The 18,712-nt window shown below is 58.7% G+C and carries 20 protein-coding genes; 7 read left to right on the top strand and 13 right to left on the bottom strand.

The window, feature by feature from the left end; all coding sequences use genetic code 11:
• Positions 1 to 183: 183 nt before the first annotated feature.
• The 3 genes from rimK to ACRRSD_RS16670 are packed head-to-tail and all read right to left on the bottom strand — an operon-like array spanning position 184 to position 2,361.
• The gene (rimK, locus tag ACRRSD_RS16660) at positions 184 to 1,089 is read right to left on the bottom strand and encodes a 30S ribosomal protein S6--L-glutamate ligase (RefSeq protein WP_007949201.1); all 906 of its coding nucleotides are present in this window, start codon (positions 1,087 to 1,089) and stop codon (positions 184 to 186) included.
• Positions 1,086 to 1,547, bottom strand: a complete 462-nt coding sequence (locus ACRRSD_RS16665; RefSeq protein WP_171057267.1) for an ATP-dependent zinc protease family protein — start codon at positions 1,545 to 1,547, stop codon at positions 1,086 to 1,088. Before ACRRSD_RS16665 ends, rimK begins: the two co-directional genes overlap by 4 nt.
• A 34-nt stretch (positions 1,548 to 1,581) precedes the next feature.
• Positions 1,582 to 2,361 (bottom strand): EAL domain-containing protein, encoded by a 780-nt coding sequence (locus ACRRSD_RS16670; protein ID WP_435038512.1) that lies wholly within the window; start codon positions 2,359 to 2,361, stop codon positions 1,582 to 1,584.
• 116 nt (positions 2,362 to 2,477) lie between these two features.
• Between ACRRSD_RS16670 and ACRRSD_RS16675 the strand changes: the two genes are divergently transcribed.
• A complete protein-coding gene (locus ACRRSD_RS16675) occupies positions 2,478 to 2,885 on the top strand; it encodes an RNA-binding S4 domain-containing protein (protein WP_077570222.1) in 408 nt (135 codons plus the stop codon).
• Between the two features lie 121 nt (positions 2,886 to 3,006).
• On the opposite strand, the gene ACRRSD_RS16680 is transcribed toward ACRRSD_RS16675, so the two are convergent.
• Complete coding sequence (locus tag ACRRSD_RS16680; protein ID WP_435034338.1) at positions 3,007 to 3,807, bottom strand: phosphatase PAP2 family protein; 801 nt, start codon at positions 3,805 to 3,807, stop codon at positions 3,007 to 3,009.
• Positions 3,808 to 3,912: 105 nt separating this feature from the next.
• On the opposite strand from ACRRSD_RS16680, the gene hslO reads away from it, so the two are divergent.
• A complete protein-coding gene (hslO, locus tag ACRRSD_RS16685) occupies positions 3,913 to 4,815 on the top strand; it encodes an Hsp33 family molecular chaperone HslO (RefSeq protein ID WP_038359831.1) in 903 nt (300 codons plus the stop codon).
• 181 nt (positions 4,816 to 4,996) lie between these two features.
• Positions 4,997 to 6,538 (top strand): phosphoenolpyruvate carboxykinase, encoded by a 1,542-nt coding sequence (locus tag ACRRSD_RS16690; protein WP_007917942.1) that lies wholly within the window; start codon positions 4,997 to 4,999, stop codon positions 6,536 to 6,538.
• A 171-nt stretch (positions 6,539 to 6,709) separates the two neighbouring features.
• Here the strand turns inward: ACRRSD_RS16690 and ACRRSD_RS16695 are convergent, their stop codons facing one another.
• From ACRRSD_RS16695 to ACRRSD_RS16715, 5 genes are all read right to left on the bottom strand, one after another.
• Positions 6,710 to 6,988: a type II toxin-antitoxin system RelE/ParE family toxin gene (locus tag ACRRSD_RS16695; protein WP_435034339.1), complete on the bottom strand. Its 279-nt coding sequence runs from the start codon at positions 6,986 to 6,988 to the stop codon at positions 6,710 to 6,712.
• Positions 6,988 to 7,431: a hypothetical protein gene (locus ACRRSD_RS16700; RefSeq protein ID WP_242209880.1), complete on the bottom strand. Its 444-nt coding sequence runs from the start codon at positions 7,429 to 7,431 to the stop codon at positions 6,988 to 6,990. Before ACRRSD_RS16700 ends, ACRRSD_RS16695 begins: the two co-directional genes overlap by 1 nt.
• Before the next feature lie 157 nt (positions 7,432 to 7,588).
• Entirely contained in the window at positions 7,589 to 7,888 is a 300-nt protein-coding gene (locus tag ACRRSD_RS16705) for a hypothetical protein (protein WP_435034340.1), read from the bottom strand.
• Between the two features lie 323 nt (positions 7,889 to 8,211).
• Positions 8,212 to 8,394, bottom strand: a complete 183-nt coding sequence (locus ACRRSD_RS16710) for a hypothetical protein (protein WP_435034341.1) — start codon at positions 8,392 to 8,394, stop codon at positions 8,212 to 8,214.
• A gap of 45 nt (positions 8,395 to 8,439) precedes the next feature.
• Entirely contained in the window at positions 8,440 to 8,715 is a 276-nt protein-coding gene (locus ACRRSD_RS16715) for a hypothetical protein (protein WP_435034342.1), read from the bottom strand.
• Positions 8,716 to 9,018: 303 nt separating this feature from the next.
• Between ACRRSD_RS16715 and ACRRSD_RS16720 the strand changes: the two genes are divergently transcribed.
• The 4 genes from ACRRSD_RS16720 (at position 9,019) to ACRRSD_RS16735 (ending at position 13,611) form a co-directional block, all read left to right on the top strand.
• On the top strand, positions 9,019 to 9,522 hold the full coding sequence (locus ACRRSD_RS16720; RefSeq protein WP_435034343.1) for a polysaccharide deacetylase: 504 nt from the start codon (positions 9,019 to 9,021) through the stop codon (positions 9,520 to 9,522).
• A 180-nt stretch (positions 9,523 to 9,702) separates the two neighbouring features.
• Positions 9,703 to 11,637: a RecQ family ATP-dependent DNA helicase gene (locus ACRRSD_RS16725; protein WP_435034344.1), complete on the top strand. Its 1,935-nt coding sequence runs from the start codon at positions 9,703 to 9,705 to the stop codon at positions 11,635 to 11,637.
• 154 nt (positions 11,638 to 11,791) lie between these two features.
• The gene (locus ACRRSD_RS16730) at positions 11,792 to 13,018 is read left to right on the top strand and encodes a 3-hydroxyacyl-CoA dehydrogenase NAD-binding domain-containing protein (RefSeq protein WP_435034345.1); all 1,227 of its coding nucleotides are present in this window, start codon (positions 11,792 to 11,794) and stop codon (positions 13,016 to 13,018) included.
• A gap of 167 nt (positions 13,019 to 13,185) precedes the next feature.
• The gene (locus tag ACRRSD_RS16735; protein WP_093429993.1) at positions 13,186 to 13,611 is read left to right on the top strand and encodes an acyl-CoA thioesterase; all 426 of its coding nucleotides are present in this window, start codon (positions 13,186 to 13,188) and stop codon (positions 13,609 to 13,611) included.
• Between the two features lie 67 nt (positions 13,612 to 13,678).
• Here the strand turns inward: ACRRSD_RS16735 and ACRRSD_RS16740 are convergent, their stop codons facing one another.
• From ACRRSD_RS16740 to ACRRSD_RS16755, 4 genes are all read right to left on the bottom strand, one after another.
• Positions 13,679 to 14,161, bottom strand: coding sequence for a glycine zipper domain-containing protein (locus ACRRSD_RS16740; RefSeq protein ID WP_095120808.1), 483 nt, complete (start codon positions 14,159 to 14,161; stop codon positions 13,679 to 13,681).
• A 328-nt stretch (positions 14,162 to 14,489) separates the two neighbouring features.
• Positions 14,490 to 16,838: an FdhF/YdeP family oxidoreductase gene (locus tag ACRRSD_RS16745; protein ID WP_095120807.1), complete on the bottom strand. Its 2,349-nt coding sequence runs from the start codon at positions 16,836 to 16,838 to the stop codon at positions 14,490 to 14,492.
• Complete coding sequence (gene fdhD, locus ACRRSD_RS16750; protein WP_435034346.1) at positions 16,835 to 17,674, bottom strand: formate dehydrogenase accessory sulfurtransferase FdhD; 840 nt, start codon at positions 17,672 to 17,674, stop codon at positions 16,835 to 16,837. Before fdhD ends, ACRRSD_RS16745 begins: the two co-directional genes overlap by 4 nt.
• A gap of 92 nt (positions 17,675 to 17,766) precedes the next feature.
• Complete coding sequence (locus tag ACRRSD_RS16755; protein ID WP_435034347.1) at positions 17,767 to 18,654, bottom strand: LysR family transcriptional regulator; 888 nt, start codon at positions 18,652 to 18,654, stop codon at positions 17,767 to 17,769.
• Positions 18,655 to 18,712: the final 58 nt, after the last annotated feature.

The following is an 18,712-nucleotide window of genomic DNA, read 5'->3' on the forward strand; positions in this document are numbered from 1 at the left end:
CAGCCCTCTCCCGGAGGGAGAGGGAGCTGACCGAGGTGTCTGGCGTTATACATCGACCTGAAAGTCCGAGTCGATTATGGATTCGGTAAAGATCGATCATGTCGGCGGAGTTTTCCAATATCCCCCAATCTGTCCCCTCTCCCTATGGGAGAGGGTTAGGGTGAGGGGCTTTTGCTCTTGGCTCTAGCCTTTGCCTTTGGTGCGAGTCATATTCGGTCCGCCATTCTTCTCAAGATGCTCAATGATGATCCCCGCCACATTCTTGCCGGTGGTGGTTTCGATCCCCTCCAGGCCCGGTGACGAGTTCACTTCCATCACCAGCGGCCCGTGATTGGAGCGCAGGATATCCACACCCGCCACCGCCAGGCCCATGACCTTGGCCGCGCGCAACGCGGTCATGCGTTCCTCCGGGGTGATCTTGATCAGACTGGCGCTGCCGCCACGATGCAGGTTGGAACGGAACTCACCCGGTTTGGCCTGGCGCTTCATTGCCGCGATGACTTTGTCACCGACCACGAAGCAACGAATATCCGCGCCGCCCGCTTCCTTGATGTATTCCTGAACCATGATGTTCTGCTTCAGGCCCATGAACGCCTCAATCACCGACTCTGCCGCCGTGGCGGTTTCGCACAGCACCACGCCGATGCCTTGGGTGCCTTCCAGCACTTTGATCACCAGCGGCGCGCCGTTGACCATGTCGATCAGATCGGGAATGTCATCCGGCGAGTGCGCAAACCCGGTGACCGGCAGACCGATGCCGCGCCGCGACAGCAGTTGCAGTGAGCGCAACTTGTCCCGCGAACGGGCGATCGCCACCGATTCATTGAGCGGGAACACCCCCATCATTTCGAACTGGCGCAACACCGCGCAGCCGTAGAACGTCACCGACGCACCGATCCGCGGGATCACCGCATCAAAGCCTTCCAGCGGTTTGCCGCGATAGTGGATCTGCGGCTTGTGGCTGGCGATGTTCATGTAGGCGCGCAAGGTGTCGATCACTACCATTTCATGCCCGCGCTCGGTTCCGGCTTCGACCAGACGGCGGGTGGAATACAGACGCGGATTCCGCGACAGCACAGCGATCTTCATGCAACACCTGTGGAGGAGGTAGATACCGGGAACACCGGCTTGTCTTGTACATATTTGATGCCCGGATTGACCACCAACTGGCCATCGATCAGGGCTTTGGAGCCGAGCAGCAGGCGGTAGCGCATCGACTTGCGGCAGGCGAGGGTGAACTCGACCGGCCACACTCGATCGCCCAGGGCCAGGGTGGTGCTGATCACGTAGCGCACCTGCGCATGGCCGTTGGAGCTTTTAATGGTTTTGCGCGTCACCAGCGGTGCTTCACAACGCCGATGACGCAACTGCACAACCGTGCCGAGGTGCGCGGTAAAGCGCACCCACTTCTCGCCATCGCGTTCGAACGGCTCGATGTCGGTGGCGTGCAGGCTGGAGGTGCTGGCGCCGGTGTCGATCTTCGCCCGCAGGCCGGCGACTCCCAAATCCGGAAGCGCCACCCACTCGCGCAGACCGACAACGGTCAAATGGTCAAATGTCTTCAATAGAAAAAACCAACGATTAACGCGTAAAGGCCTCAGGTGAAACCTGGGCCAACGCTTTGAATGCAGGTTTGGCGAACCAGAAGCCCTGCATCAGAAATATTCCACAGTCCGCCAGGAAGTCCCGTTCACCGGCGCTCTCGATGCCTTCGGCAATGACTGTAACGTCCAACTCCGCACAGATTGTGACAATCCCCCGAACGATCGCCTGACGAACACGGTCTTGATCGACATCGCGGATCAGCGCCATGTCGAGTTTGATCAGGTCCGGTTGGAAATCAGCCAGCAGATTGAGCCCCGAATAACCGGCACCGAAATCGTCGATGGCGGTCTTGAAGCCGAATTCGCGGTATTCACGCAGAATATTGGTCAAATGGCGATAGTTATCTATGTGCTCGCTTTCCAGGGTTTCGAAAATCAGCCGGTCGATAGGGAAACGGTGTTTTTTTGCTGCCTCGAGCGTACTGCGAATGCACAGCTCTGGACGATAGACCGCGTTGGGCATGAAGTTGATCGACAAGTGTGTCTGCATATTTAGATTGGCCGCGCCTTCGATGGCGCGCGTCCGGCAGAGCTGGTCGAAACGGTAGCGGTTGTCTTCTGTAACCTGATCCAACACCGTGAATGCGCCTTCACCGGCCACACCACGGACCAACGCTTCATGGGCAAAAACCGACTGATCGCGCAGATCGACGATGGGCTGGTAGGCGAAGGAAAAATCGAAGCTCAGTGGTTCGCTTTGCTGGCAGCCTTGGCAACCGGCCTTGGGCGAGGTTAATGAAGATGGAAATTTAGTCACTCGATCACTCCATGCCGATGCACCGGCCAAGATCACAGTCTATCTGGAGGGCTGAGTTCTTGCGCCCGACAGAAACGGTAGTACAGTTCCGACTACTGGCTGAACGAGGAATTCACATGGCGCAAAAACAGGAAGAGGACGACAAGGTTCGTCTCGACAAATGGCTGTGGGCTGCGCGTTTTTACAAAACCCGTGCCCTCGCCAAAGCGGCCATCGAAAGTGGCAAGGTGCATTGTCGCGGTGAGCGCTGCAAGCCCGGCAAAGAGCCACGCATCGGCGATGAGTTCGAGATTCGTACCGGGTTTGAAGTGCGCACGGTGAAGGTTGAGGCGTTGTCGATTGTGCGACGCGGCGCACCGGAGGCGCAGACGTTGTACGCGGAGACCGAGGCAAGTATTGCCAAGCGTGAAGCGGCTGCGGCGATGCGCAAGGCGGGCGCGCTGGGCGTAACCACGGATGGCAAACCGAGCAAAAAACAGCGGCGGGATTTGTTCAAGTTTCGTGGAGGCAGTAACGACGAATAATCGCGTTGTTGGTGCTGACCTCTTCGCGAGCAGGCTCGCTCCCACAGGAGATTGCATTCCAATGTGGGAGCGAGCCTGCTTGCGAATCGAGGGTGCAGTCCTCGCCGAAGACAGCTCGGAATCAGGCGCTACGCACCACACTCATCCGTGAAACCAGCGGCAACTTGCCCAGTAACGCAAAGATCGGCGTCGTCACCTTCAGCCAGAAGTTCGAGGCGTGATACGCAAACGGCGTGTAGTAACCCCAACCCAACGCCCACACCGCCAGCAACACGCCGCCGATGTAATCGTCCTGACCCCAATGCGCACCGGCTACCAGTCGCGGCAGCATGAACAACAGCGCCAGGCCCCAGATCGTCACAAACTGGCCGACCGTGCGGCTGAACACACCCATGAACAATGCCCAGATCAGCAACACCGAAGCATGGTCACCGGGGAAACTCTGGCTCGAGCGATCCTTCAGCTCCCAGGTTTTCTCCAGGTGCGGGAAGTAATCGCTGATATGCACCGCGCCTTCCAGCACCATCGACGGGCTGCTGTGCTGCCAGTCCATATGGTCGGCGAACTTGGAAAACAGCGCGCGGATCACCACCATCAACAGCAGGATCGAGAAAAAACCGAAGAATGCGCGACGCACGTCAATGGCCTTGAATACCCAGTCGCCCTTGATCAGCAGCGTCAACAGAATCAGGCCGACGACGATGTCGAAGGGTCGCAGACTTGCAATTGCCCAGATGTGGAGCCATATCGGGTTGCTGGCCAGCGGTGCATTGAGCGCGCGGAACAGCCACTCGTCGAAAATCACACACAGCGAGTTGCCCGTAGGCCATAACCAGAAAGCCAGTAGCGCCAACGGCACTACGTTGCACAGAACCAGCCGGCCGAGGTTCCACCTTGATTGGAACAAACCCGGATTGTTCATAAAATGCCTCCCATGGCAGAGCTGTCGGCACCAAAAAGGGTGCCAAGAAGCGCAAATTTTCACGTCTTGTAACCATTTTGTCACCACATTCAGATACCCAAAATTATGACCGACCTAGCGGATACCGATTTCACCCAACGTTTCATCTTCGATGACAGTGACACCCGCGGCGAATTGGTGGCGCTTGAGCGCAGCTACGCCGAAGTCCTCGCCAAGCACCCGTACCCGGAGCCGGTCGCGCAATTGCTCGGCGAACTGATGGCGGCGGCCTCGTTGCTGGTCGGCACACTGAAGTTCGACGGCTTGCTGATTCTGCAGGCGCGCTCCGAAGGGCCGATTCCGATGCTGATGATCGAGTGCTCCAGCGAGCGTGAAATCCGTGGCCTGGCGCGTTACGACGCCGAGCAGATCGCGGCGGACGCGACCCTCGCCGACCTGATGCCGAATGGCGTTCTGGCCCTGACTGTCGACCCGACTGTCGGCCAGCGTTATCAGGGCATCGTCGATCTCGACGGCGAAACCCTGTCCGACTGCTTCACCAACTATTTCGTCATGTCGCAACAGGTCGGCACGCGTTTCAAGCTGTTCGCCGACGGCCGTCGCGCCCGTGGTCTGCTGTTGCAGCAACTGCCGGCCGATCGCCTGAAAGACGAAGAAGATCGCGCCGCCAGCTGGCAGCACATCACTGCGCTGGCCAGCACCCTGAGCGCCGATGAGTTGTTGAGCCTGGACAACGAAACCGTGTTGCATCGCCTCTACCATGAAGAGCAGGTTCGCTTGTTCGATGTGCAGAACCTGCGCTTCCGTTGCAGCTGCTCGCGGGAACGCTCGGGCAATGCGCTGGTCAGTCTGGGTCTGGAAGATGCGCAGGCCTTGGTCGCCGAACAGGGTGGCACCGTCGAGATCGATTGCCAGTTCTGCAACGAGCGTTACCTGTTCGATGCGGCCGATATTGCTCAATTGTTCGCTGGCGCAGGCGTCGACACGCCGTCAGATACCCGGCACTAAAACGGTTCAGCGCAGGTAAATTCACTGCGTAACGACGGAATATCGCCGTTACGACGGGAGGACCCTACTCTTTTTGGGCTTTTCTGGCATAATCCGGCCCACTTTTTTCGCGGTAGTAGTGCACGACTTTCTACTACAAAACGTTTGGAGCACACTCGGCCACTGGCCGACGGGGAACCTCATGACGCAAGCCAATAACGCCGTGTACACCGATCTGAGTGTTGATGATCTGGTAAAAGAAGCCCTGAACCGCGGTGAGGGCGAGCTTGCCGATACCGGCGCTCTGGTTGTTCGCACTGGTCACCGCACCGGTCGTTCGCCGGTTGACCGTTTCATCGTTGAAGAGCCTTCCACCCAGGCCGCTATCGCCTGGGGCCCGATCAACCGCAAGTTCCCGGCCGACAAGTTCGACGCGCTGTGGGCTCGCGTAGAAGCATTCAACAACGCGCAAGAGCACTTTGTGTCCCACGTGCATGTAGGCGCGGCGGAAGATCACTACCTGGCCGTGAAAATGACCACCCAGACTGCCTGGCAGAATCTGTTCGGTCGTTGCCTGTTCATCAACCCGGCCCAGTACAACCCGGCCGGTCGTGAAGAGTGGCAAGTGCTCAACGTGGCCAACTTCGAGTGCGTGCCTGAGCGTGACGGCACCAACTCCGACGGTTGCGTGATCCTCAACTTCGCACAGAAAAAAGTGCTGATCGCTGGCATGCGTTACGCCGGTGAGATGAAGAAAGCCATGTTCTCCGTGCAGAACTTCCTGCTGCCGGCCGCTGACGTGTTGCCAATGCACTGCGCTGCCAACATCGGCGAAGAAGGCGACGTGACCCTGTTCTTCGGTCTGTCGGGCACCGGTAAAACCACCCTGTCGGCCGACGAAAGCCGTTACCTGATCGGTGACGACGAACACGGCTGGGGCGAAGGCGTGGTGTTCAACATCGAAGGTGGTTGCTATGCCAAGTGCATCGACCTCTCCGAGAAGAACGAGCCGGTGATCTGGAAAGCCATCAAGCACGGCGCCGTGCTGGAAAACGTCGTGATCGACGACGCCAAACACGCCGACTACGCCGATGTCAGCCTGACCCAGAACAGCCGCGCCGCATACCCGCTGGAGCACGTTGCCAAGCGTTCCGAGCACAACCTCGGTGGCGAGCCAAACGCTGTAATCTTCCTGACCTGCGACCTGACCGGCGTACTGCCGCCAGTGTCGATCCTCAACGAAGAACAAGCGGCCTACCACTTCCTGTCCGGCTACACCGCTTTGGTGGGCTCGACTGAAATGGGTTCGGGCAGCGGCATCAAGTCGACCTTCTCCACCTGCTTCGGCGCACCGTTCTTCCCGCGTCCGGCTGGCGAATACGCCGAGCTGCTGATCAAGCGCATCCGCGGCTTCGGCTCCAAGGTCTACCTGGTCAACACCGGCTGGACCGGCGGCGGCTACGGCGTCGGCAAACGCTTCAACATCCCGACCACCCGCGCAGTGATCGCAGCGATCCAGAGCGGCGCGCTGATCGGTGCAGCCACCGAGCACCTTGACACCATCAACCTCGACGTGCCACTGGCCGTACCGGGCGTTGAAACCAACCTGCTCAACCCACGCAACACTTGGGCTGACAAGGCTGCGTACGACGAGGCCGCGAAAGCACTGGCGGGTCTGTTCATCGAGAACTTCAAGAAGTTCGAAGTGAGCGACGCGATCAAGGCTGCAGGGCCGAAGTTGTAAGATTGGTTTGTAGCGAATGAAAAAGCCGCCTTTTGAGGGCGGCTTTTTTGTGGGTGATGGGTTGGGTGTCATTATCAGATCAACTGCCATTATTCCCGCAGCGTTCGCGTTAAACAGCCAGAATAATGCTACTTAAGTAGCCGTGAACTCAAAACGCCGTTCTTCTTCTCTTCAGCCTTCATAGCCATTGCCGCTGGTATGCAGTACTCGCAGCATCTCCACAGCATCAACTTTGATTGTGTAGATGATGTAGTAGTTTGGGGTGACAACCATTTCGCGGGTGCCTTGCGCGATACCTCTTTTGTATAAAGCAGGCTGCTGGCGGACGCTTTCTCCCTTCGATTCGAAAAGCTCATCGAGCTTAATCGCTGCAGCGGGATTTTCCTGGCCGATACGCTCCATGATGTTTTCTCGGTCATCCAGCGCCTCTTGGCGCCAGACCAACCTCATCAACGTACTCGCTGACGCAGGGCATCCCGCTTGGCGGCAAATATCCTGCGAGCGTCTTCATCGCTGACGCTGGGTCTTGGGTCATCAATGCTGATTTGTACCTGTTGCTTGACCCATTCTTCATATGCCGCAGCTTCATGAGCTTGTTTCATCGCTTCGGCGCGATCAGGACGGGCATAGGTTTTTATCTGCAGGGGGTCATAGCTGGAGGCGTCCACATCGAAGTGATTGAGACCTACTCCTTGCAGGTAGGTCACCAGTGTTTCGAACCGCTTGAACAGTCGCACCTGACCACTGCGTTGTGCTGCCAGTGAATATTCTTTGTTTCCTTGCTGAATCTGAATTGACCAGCCACCGGGTTTGGCGACGATATGTGCGCTACTGATCGAACCATTCTCAAACAATCGCGCGAGAGTACTGTGATCAATGGTTTCAGTGGTCATGAAGGCGAGCTCTTGGTTGAACAATGGCTCCCATCGTACGCAATCAATAATAGTTTGCAAAATTCAACTCCTGTGCTGGACGCCGGGTGTGCAGCATCCATGTTCTTTGGTCAGGCAGGCGCTAGTTATTTGGGCGCGCACCTGCCTGAGATTGTTTTCAGGCTGGTGCCTTCCAATTGGGCATTCGCTGCTGCGCAACCTGCAGCAGGTCACAGCCATCCTGCGTCAGCAGATAGAGGGCGTGGGTGATGTGGGGGATGTCTTCGACGTCGGCTTGTTTGAAGTTGAGGCAATAGAGGGTGCGTAGCAGGTCGCTTGAAGCGCGCAGGCGCTGGACGGCGCATTCGAGGATGTCTTGCGGGTTGACCTCGGTGTCGATGAGCAGAGGCTTGGTGTCGGTGAGATTGGATTCGAGTGGGCGGTAGCGATCGGTGGTGAATTGATTCCATGTTTTCATTGTTTTTGCCTCGTTTTTTGCGTCATGAGAATCCGCACCAACCGTGACCAAGCGATAGGTGGCGGACTGCGTTCGGGTTGGTCAACCGATGAGGCATTCACAACCGGCACGCCCGAGGGCGTCCCGAACACAGCCGCCATAAAGCGTGCTGACACAAAAAAGCGCCAGCAGCATACAACGACTGTGAATGCACATCTAATACGGGTGACCAAGCCCGAGCCGCTGAATTGGCAGCGACAGCCACGACTATAGAGATCAGCTACACGAAGCCGATAGAAGACAAGGAGTCTGTCTTTGTAGGAACGGGACGTAGATTTGATAGGTCATCGCCGCTGATCGACCTTCTGTTTTAAACGAGCGCGTTTATCAGCCATCAATGCTCTGGATATCTCATCGGGAATGCTGGGACGAGGATCATCCAGGCTGGCTTGAACCTGTCGGATGAACCAAGCCGTGTAGGCATCCTCTTCACTCGGTGGATCGAACTGATCGTTCGTAACATTCATTGTTGGATTCCTGCCCAAGGAGATATAGCGCTGACCTGGAGTGATCTAGTTGTACGCCGACTGCGCTGGCCTCTGCTTGGCCACTTCAAGCAAGTCGCAACCATCCTGCACCAGCAGATAAAGCGCATTGACGATGTTGGGAATATCTTTCACATCAGCTTGTTTGAAACATAGGCAATAGAGCGTTTCCAGCAAATCACCGGCCGCGCGTAAACGCTGATCGGCGGCATTGATCAGGTCAGTCTGGCTGGAGTGGCTGTCGATAAGCAGTACCGGTTTTTCGCTGTAGCAAGTCTTGAGGGGGCGATAGCGGTTGATCATGGTGAGGCGTGTCCTGTTCGAAGGCGCTGGGGCGGGCCGGCAGAGTGTTTGCAGCCGCGCCGGTCACTATAGAAGGGCGTTTCTCTGTGGGACAAGACAGCCGCAATGGACAGTATTCGTAGGGGTTTTTCCGTGTTTTGAGGAAATGCCCTACGTGTTTTCGCAGCTTTTTCAGGCCAAAACCCTTAGGCGTAATAATTCCTACGTGATTGTCAGGCGATTCGCGGTAAACCGCTGTATCGTGCGCGCCAGAATCTGTAGGGCGTTTCCAAACGTCTGACACGCGCTTAAAGGGAATTAGGTATGCACTGGCTACGAATGGCCGCGATTTTATTGCTCGGGCTGGGCACTTGCCGTTTGGCCATGGCCTCGGACGTTGGCAATGCGTGGGTGCTGGATCGCCTCGATCGCACATATTGGCCGGAGGCACTGATCAGCCAGGCGAGCATGGACACGGCGTCGCGCGGTGAAGTGTTGATGTTCGCCAAAGCACTTTTGGCCAGTGAAGCGCTGGATGAAGAGGGGCTTGAGCAGCGACTCGGTGTGCCACACGTGCAACTGAAGTCGATTCGCCACGTGCGCGACGGCCTCTGGGAGGGGTTGCTGAGCACCTATCGCAATGCCAGTCAGAACTGTGATGAACAGCCTTTTTGTCCGCGCGTGCGCAGCGTCACTGATTTGCGTCAGTTGGCGGCGGCATTCACTGGCGACATCAGCCCGGCCCATGCGCTGTGGGCGAGCAAGAGCCAAGGCGTGCATGAGCAGATGCTGAACGAGCAGTTGCGGGTGGCGGTGTTGCGTCCCTGAATTTGAGGATTTTGCGTTGTTCTGAGCGGCCTCTTCGCGAGCAAGCTCGCTCCCACAGGGACCGTGGTGTTCAAGTAATCGCTGTATCATTCCGAATCGATTTGGCCCCGACCTTTTCTCGACTCGCTGCGATCGCCCGCTAGGCTGTTGGCATGGCAGCAGTCAATGGAGTGACAGCGAATGCACAACACCCTGGAACAGGTTTTTGGTTTTCCACAGTTTCGACCCGGTCAAGAAACCGCGATCAGCGCGGTACTGGCCGGGCGCTCGGCGGCGGCGATTTTTCCCACAGGCTCCGGCAAGTCAATTTGTTATCAATTGCCGGCGCTAATGCTGCCGCACCTGACGCTGGTAGTCTCGCCGTTGCTGGCGCTGATGCAGGATCAGTTGGCCTTCTTGCAGCGACACGGTATCTCGGCTGGCAGCATCGATTCGGCGCAGAGCCGCGATGACGCCAATGACGTGATGGCCCGCGCCCGTTCGGGCGAGTTGAAGATTCTGATGATCTCGGTGGAGCGCTTGAAGAACGAGCGTTTCCGCAATTTTTTGCAGCAGGTGCCGATCTCGCTGCTGGTGGTGGACGAGGCGCATTGCATCTCGGAATGGGGCCACAACTTCCGCCCTGATTACCTCAAGCTGCCGGATTACCAACGCCAGTTCAACATCCCGCAAACCCTACTGCTGACGGCTACCGCGACGCCGAAAGTCATCGCCGACATGCAGGCCAAATTCGCTATCGCCGCTGACGATGTGGTGACGACCGGCTTCTACCGGCCCAACCTCAATCTGCTGGTCGAACCGGTGCGCGGTCAGGACAAACGGCGGCGTCTGGTGGAATGGATGAGTGAGCGTCCGGGGCAGCCGAGCATCGTCTACGTGACCTTGCAGAAAACCGCTGAGCACATCGCCGAACACCTTGAGCGCAACGGCATTCAGGCCGAGGCGTATCACGCCGGTTTAGCCCACGACAAACGCGAAGCGATCCAGAAACGCTTTATGGCCGGTCAATCCAATTGCATCGTCGCAACCATCGCGTTCGGCATGGGCATCGACAAGAGTGATATCCGCAACGTCGTGCACTTCGATCTGCCCAAATCCATCGAAAACTACAGTCAGGAAATCGGCCGCGCCGGGCGTGACGGGCAGCCGTCGGACTGTCTGGTATTGGCCAATCGCGACAGCCTCAACGTGCTGGAAAACTTCGTCTACGGCGATACGCCGGAGCGCGACGGCATTCGCTATGTGCTCGACGAGTTGAAAGCTTCGGTGCCGGAAGGGCAGTGGGAGTTTCTGATTGGCCCACTGGCGGATCAGAGCAACATTCGCGCACTGCCGCTGAAGACGTTGCTGGTGCAGCTGGAACTGCGCGGTTTGATCGCGCCGCGCTACGCTTACTACGCCGAATACCGCTTCAAATACCTGCTGGAACCGGAAGCGCTGCTTGAGCGTTTCGAAGGTGAACGCAGGGATTTCGTCGCGGCGATCATTCAAACCTCGGCTCGCGCGCGCACCTGGGCCACGGTGAATTTCGAGGCGATGTACGCGCAGTATTCCGCCGAGCGCAATCGGGTAGTGAAGGCGCTGGATTACTTCCAGGAAAAGGGTTGGGTCGAGCTTGAGAGCAAGCAGATGACCGAGGTCTACAGCCTGCTGAGAAGCGACTTTGACAGCGATGCTCTGAGCGCTGAACTGCACGAATATTTCACCCGGCATGAGCAGGCCGAAGTGGCGCGTATCCACGCGATGCTTGAGGTGTTCGCCAGCGAGCGCTGCCTGGGCTATCGCTTGGCCGAGTATTTCGGTGATCACAATGCGCCTCAGCAGTGTGGGCATTGTTCGGTGTGCCACGGACAGGTTGCGCGGTTGCCGGCACCACCGGAGTTGCCAGCGCTTGTGGATAAAAACTTCGCGGCGCTGTGTGGTGATTTTATCCACAGGCATGAGCAGCACACCGGGGTGATTCCGACGGCGGAGCGGGTGACGCGGTTTTTGTGCGGGATCAGCGTGCCGTTGTTCACCAAGCTAAAGGCGCGAGCGGTTCCGGGGTTTGCGGCATTGGAAGAGTATCCCTATGCCGAAGTCCGCAGCTGGGCTGATGATCATTTGCTCGGTTGAGCAAGAGCCCTTGTGGGAGCGAGCAGGCTCGCTCCCACAAAAGCAGGGCTGTATCCATTCGCTGAATGTCGATCATCACGGTAATAAACTTCAAAAACCGTCGCTGGCTGACTATGGTTGAGGTCTGTCTTTGGATCGCCAACAAGAGAACAACATGAGCCAGACATCCTTCGATATTCAGCAGGCCGCCGTGATCGGTGCGGGCACCATGGGCCGTGGCATTGTCATGTGCCTGGCCAATGCCGGCGTGAGCGTGCAGTGGGTGGATAACAATCCACAGATGCTTGAGCAGGCGCTCGCCACCGTGGCCGAGACTTATGCACATAACGTGCGCCAAGGCCGAATTGATCAGGCCGAGGCGGATGCACGTATTGCTCGGGTCAGTGCGGCGGCGGATTATGCAGCGATTCGCAATGTCGATCTGGTGATCGAGGCGGTGTACGAGAATCTTGAGCTGAAGCAGAAGATCTTTCGTGAGCTAGATGGTTTGCTCAAGCCTGAGGCGCTGTTGGCGAGCAATACCTCGGCGCTGGATATTGATGCCATTGCCGCGGCGACCCGGCGCCCGGAGCAAGTGCTGGGTCTGCATTTCTTCAGCCCGGCGCACATCATGAAACTGCTGGAAATCGTGCGCGGCGCGCAGACTTCGCCGGCCGCTCTGGAAGCAGCGCTGGCGCTGGGCATACGCATGGGCAAGGTCAGCGTGGTGTCGGGCAATTGCCACGGGTTTATCGGCAATCGCATGTTGCACCCGTATGTGCTGGAGGCGCGCAAGATGTTGCTTGAAGGCGCTTATCCACAGCAGGTCGACGCGGCGCTGCAAGGTTTTGGTTTTGCCATGGGGCCGTTTCGCATGTACGACGTGGTCGGCATCGATCTGGAGTGGCGTGCGCGCGAATTGGCCGGCAAGGGTCAGGAGGCGCCGGAGGTACAGGTGGATAACCGGTTATGCGAGTTGGGTCGGTTTGGGCAGAAGTCCGGCAATGGCTATTACCATTACGAGCCGGGCAGTCGTCAGGCTGAGCATGATCCTGAGGTCGATGCGCTGGTATTGCAGGTCAGCGAAGGGCTGGGCTTCCAGCGCTGGGAGATCGGCCCGGAGGAGATTCTGGAGCGTTGTCTGCTGGCACTGGTTAACGAAGGCGCGAAGATTTTGCAGGAGGGCATTGCCGAGTCGGCGCACGATATCGATCTGGTGTATCTGAACGGCTATGGCTTCCCGGCGGACAAGGGTGGGCCGATGGCCTGGGCGGATCAGCAAGGGCTGGCGGCTATTCATCAGCGCTTGCTGGCGCTGGAGACGCGGCAGGGCGATCAGTGGAAACCGGCGCGGTTGATTGGTGAGTTGGCGGCGCAGGGTCGGCGGTTTGCTCAGGATTAGTGTTGAAGTCAAAATCTTACCCCCTCACCCCAGCCCTCCCGAAACGGCTCGGCAGTTCAGGTCGGTGTATTTCGAGAGAACACCTCGGTCAGTCCCCTCTACCTCTGTGAGAGGGTTAGGGTGAGGGCAAGCGCCCTCACTGAAAAAACAAGAGAACCAGCACAACCATGTCCACCCCTCAACGCACCGACTACCCACACTTTCAGCCCATCACCACGCGCTGGCACGACAACGACGCCTACGGTCACGTCAACAACGTCACCTATTACAGCTTCTTCGATACGGCGGTGAACACTTACCTGATACAGGTGGGCGGTCTGGACATCCATGACGGCGAGGTGGTGGGGTTTGTGGTCAGTTCGGCGTGTGATTACTTCGCTTCAATCGCCTTTCCGGACCTGATCGAGATCGGTCTGCGGGTCGGCAAGTTGGGCAACAGTTCGGTGCAGTACGAATTGGCGGTGTTCAAGGTGGGGGAAAGTGAGGCTTGTGCGGCAGGGCGCTTCGTTCACGTATTCGTCGATCGGGCGAGTAATCAGCCGGTGCCGATTCCTGCCGAACTGCGGCAGGCACTGGAATACCTGGTGGTGTAACGGCAAAAAAAAATCGCAGCCCTTGGGCTGCGATTTTGCTTTACCGGCCAGCGAGGTGTTTGAGGCCTCAGTCGCGATGGTACTTGTGATGCTTGCGGTGGCCGTAAGCGTGGCCGCGGCCCGGGTGACGGTCGCGGTAATAACCACGGTCACGATCACGACCGCGATCGTAATGACGATCGTCGTCATCGCTCTTGTTGCCCATGTAGTTGCCCAGCGCGCCGCCGGCGCCGCCACCTGCGGCGGAGCCGATCAGGCTGCCGGTGGTGCCGCCCATGCTGCGGCCAACCACGTTACCGCCTGCCGCGCCCAATGCACCACCGATGGCGGCTTCGCCACGGCTGCGTTTGTCGGCGCCGACCGCACTACCACCCGCGCCGCCCAGGGCTGCGCCGATGGTGGAACCTGTATTGCCGCCTAAGGACTGACCGACGACCGAGCCAAGAACCCCGCCCAATGCGCCGCCCACACCTGCTTCGGTAGTGCCGCCTGCAGATGCGAAACCACTGACCAGGCCAAGGGACAACAAGAGAATCGAGGAGAACTTCATAGAGGAGCCTCAAAGGGATGACGGCGCCGATCCTGAGGCTGTGTAACACGCGTGACAATCGAAATCCGACGAATAACACGACTTGTATACAATTTTGCAAGTTGCTGTTTTTTCACCGGAACTTAACCGATTTTCGCCGGTCTTTAGCTACTTCGGACAGGCCGCTTTTGTGAAAAAGCGGCCTTTTTTGTGGGCGTTTGAAAAGTGTTTGATCTTAGAAAGGCAATGTCTGAACCAATGTCTTCGCGAGCAGGCTCGCTCCCACATTTGAAATGCCGTCCAATGTGGGAGCGAGCCTGCTCGCGAAGGGGTCGATTCAAGCGCCGCGTTAAGCAGACTTGGCCATGATCAACCCAGTCTCACTCGCCGCTTCCAGCCGAATCGCAATGAACTTCGACGTCGGCGTATGACTACCATCCCCAGTGCTTTCCAGCGGCACCAGCGGATTCACTTCCGGGTAATAAGCCGCTGCCTGCCCCGCCGGAATATCAAACGCGAGCAGCGTGAAGCCTTTCACTCGACGCTCACGACCATCGTCCCATATCGAAACAATGTCAGCCTTCTGCCCCGGCCGGAAGCCCAGACGAATGATGTCCGCCTCGTTGGCGAACAGCACATCACGCTGGCCTTTGACCCCGCGATAACGATCGTCGAGACCATAAATCGTGGTGTTGTACTGATCGTGGGAGCGCATCGATTGCAGAATCAGATCCGGCAGCTGTCCGGTCGCGCGCGTGCGTTCGTGCACCAGATCTTTCGGCAACATGTTCGCGCGGAAGTTGGCTCGGCCCGACGGCGTGTTCCACTTGCGTGCGCCCGCGCTGTTGCCGAGGTAAAAACCGCCCGGGTTTTTGATCTTCTCGTTGAACTCTTTGAAGTTGGGAATGGTGTCGGCGATCAGTTCGCGGATGCGCCCGTAGTCGGCCACCAGCCAGTTCCAGTCCACAGGTTTGCTGCCCAGTGTGGCGGCGGCGATGCCGGCGATGATCGACGGCTCCGAGCGCATCTGGTTCGACAGTGGCTGCAACTGACCGTTGGAGGCGTGAACCATGCTGAACGAGTCTTCCACGGTGACCGCTTGCGGGCCTTCGGTCTGGATGTCGATGTCGGTCCGACCGAGGCACGGCAGGATCAGCGCGTCTTTACCGTGAGCGAGGTGGCTGCGGTTGAGTTTGGTGCTGATCTGCACGGTCAGGTCGCAATTGCTCAGTGCTGCGAACGTGCGCGGGCTGTCTGGCGTCGCTTGCGCGAAGTTGCCGCCCAGACCGATAAAGACTTTGGCGCGTCCCTCGGCCATCGCATGGATCGCCTCGACCACGTTGTGGCCGTTATGACGCGGCACCTTGAACTGGAAGCGTCGTTCCAGCGAATCAAGGAACGCCACCGGCGGACGCTCGTTGATGCCCATCGTGCGGTCGCCCTGCACGTTACTGTGGCCGCGCACCGGACACAGACCCGCACCGGGTTTACCGATGTTGCCGCGCAGCAGCATCAGGTTGGCGATTTCCTGGATGGTCGGTACTGAATGGCGATGCTGGGTGATGCCCATCGCCCAGCACATGATCACGTTCTTGCCTTTGGCGTACATGCGCGCCGCTTGCTCGATTTCTACGAGGGTCAGGCCGGATTGCTCGACGATCTGTTCCCACGGCGTGTCGTCGACGACACCGAGGTACTCCAGCACATTGGCGCTGTGGGCGTTGAGGAAGTCGTGATCGAACACAGCAGGTTCGCCAGCCTTCTGCGCATCGCGCTCCCACTGCAGGAGGAACTTGGCCATGCCGCGCAGCAGCGCCATGTCACCGCCAAGTGCCGGGCGGAAATACGCAGTGTTGGTCGGTTTGTCGCCGTTGGTGAGCATTTCGATCGGGTGTTGCGGGTGCTGGAAGCGTTCCAGGCCCCGCTCTTTCAACGGGTTAATGCACACCACTTGGGCGCCGCGCTTCACCGCTTCACGCAACGGTTCGAGCATGCGCGGGTGGTTGGTGCCCGGGTTCTGGCCCCAGACGAAAATCGCATCGGCGTGTTCGAAATCGTCAAAGGTCACTGTGCCTTTGCCGACGCCGACACTTTGCGCCAACGCCACACCGCTGGCCTCGTGGCACATGTTCGAGCAGTCAGGGAAATTGTTGGTGCCGTAAGCGCGCACGAACAGCTGATACAGGTACGCCGCCTCGTTGCTGGCGCGACCGGAGGTATAGAACTCGGCCAGATCCGGGCTCGGCAGGCTTTGCAGGTGCTTGGCAATCAGCGTGTAAGCGTCGTCCCAACTGATCGGTTTGTAGCGATCGGTTTCGGCGTCGTAGACCATCGGCTCGGTCAGACGACCCTGATACTCGAGCCAGTAGTCGCTCTGCTCCAGCAGCGAAGTGACGCTGTGTTTGGCGAAGAACTTGGCGTCCACGCGGCGCTTGGTCGCTTCCCAGTTCACCGCTTTTGCGCCGTTCTCGCAGAACTTGACCATGCCGCTTTCCGGCGAGTCGCCCCACGCGCAACCCGGGCAGTCGAAGCCGCCGTTCTGATTGGTCTTGAGCATCATGCGCAGGTTCTTCAGCGCGTTGTCGCTGGTCAACCAGGCCTGAGCCACACTGATCAGGGCACCCCAGCCGCCGGCGGCACCTTTGTAAGGCTTATAGCGCGGGACAGGTTTCTGGTCGGCTTGATGATGTTGGCTCACGCTTGATTCTCCATCGCGGGGCTGTACACCCGCGGCGCACTTTTCTGCGGCAGGTGGATGAGATTGAGGTTGTGTCGACGGGCCCATTGCACGGCAAGGCCCGTGGGCGCGGACAGGCTGACCAGCGTCTGGATGCCGGCACGCAAGACTTTCTGGATCAATTCGAGACTGCAACGGCTGGTGACAATCGCCAGTCCGCCGTCTGTGGCTATATTCTGGCGGATCAGTCCGCCGATCAGCTTGTCGAGGGCGTTATGCCGGCCGATGTCTTCGCGGCCGAGCAGCAATTCGCCGCTGGCGTTCATGAACACCGCCGCGTGCACCGCGCCGCAATGTTGACCGAGCGGCTGAAAAGCCCCGATGCGCTGACGCAGACCGTCGAGCCATTCGATCGGTGGTAGCGGAGCCCCGGGCAGAACTTTGAGATCAGGCAGCGCCTGTTCCACCGCTTCAACACCGCACAATCCGCAACCGCTGGTGCCGGCCATTTGTCGACGTTGTTGCTTGAGATTCCAGAAGGCGCGATTGGCGATGGTCACTTGCGCATATTGCGCGGAGCCGGCGCCGGTCAATTGCAGGTCATAGATGTCGGTGGCATCGATGATGATGCCGCTGCCGAGGCTGAAGCCGACGATGAAATCTTCAAGGTCGGTCGGCGTCACCAGCATCACTGCCTGACTGATGCCGTTGTAGGCGATCGCCAACGCGACTTCCTCGGCCAGCGCGGTGCTGGCCGATTCCTCACGGGGTATATCGCTGTAACTGTAGGTCTGGCTGGCGGCTGGCGCGGGCGTTTCGAGTGCTGGCGCCGCGCAGGCTGGGCGCTTGGCGTTCATGGCATCACCGACGGTTTGATCAACGTTAAGACTAGGCGCGGCAAGTTGTCGCGTCTAATCGCTAGTGTCGATCTATCGATAGATGCCGTCGATCAAGAGACTGTTGGTGATTCCCGATACAGCGCGAAACAGGCTTCCGCCAGCGCGGAACGTGGGGCGCCGCGACGCATGATCAAGCCCAGCGGAGCGAGGGTCTGGGCGTCTTCGATCGGTTGCAGGCGCAGGTGATCGGTGAGTTTTTCCAGGCCACCCTCTAGCGGCATGATCGCGCAGCAAAAACCGCCGTGCACGGCTTGTAACAATTGATGCACGGCATCGGTTTGTAGCAACGGTTGTGGAGTCAGGCCGCGGCTGTGGAAGTTGTGGTCGATGGACTGACGAAAATGCATGCCGCTGGTGAGCATGCCCAGCGGCAGTTCAATCAGCGACTGCCAACTCAACGGGTCGTCGCCAAAAGTGAATGAGCGCTGATCGTAGAGCAGGCCCATGCGCGTTTCACTGAAGGCCAGGGATTCGAAGCGCTCGTTATCGAGACGATCGAGATAGGACACGCCGAGATCGATGCGGTTGTTCGCCAAATGTTCAAGGATCTGCTCGGAACTCAGCGCCGACATTTCAAAGCGCAAATTCGGGTGGGCGCTGTGCAGGCGTTGCATCAACGGCAGCGGATCGAAACTCGACAGCGGCACCACGCCCAGCCTCAGCGTGCCGATCAGATTGCCGCGACACGCCGCCGCTTCCGCGTGCAAACCGTCATACGCCGCCATCACCGAACGTGCCCACGCCAGCACGCGCTCGCCCGGCGCGGTGAAACCTTCGAAACGCTGGCCACGGTTGACCAGTGGCAGGTCGAGTTCTTCTTCAAGACTGCGCAGGCGCATCGACAGCGTTGGCTGGGTGATATGGCAACGCGCGGCGGCCTGGCCGAAGTGGCGGGTTTCGTCGAGGGCGATGAGGAATTTCAGCTGCTTGATGTCCATCTTCGCTCCGGGCGCTGGCAGGGGTGGGGGATTCTACCGCTTGCGCGGTGGCAGGGTC

Origin of the sequence: Pseudomonas neuropathica (assembly GCF_051174785.1) — a bacterium.
Lineage (GTDB): Bacteria > Pseudomonadota > Gammaproteobacteria > Pseudomonadales > Pseudomonadaceae > Aquipseudomonas > Aquipseudomonas neuropathica_A.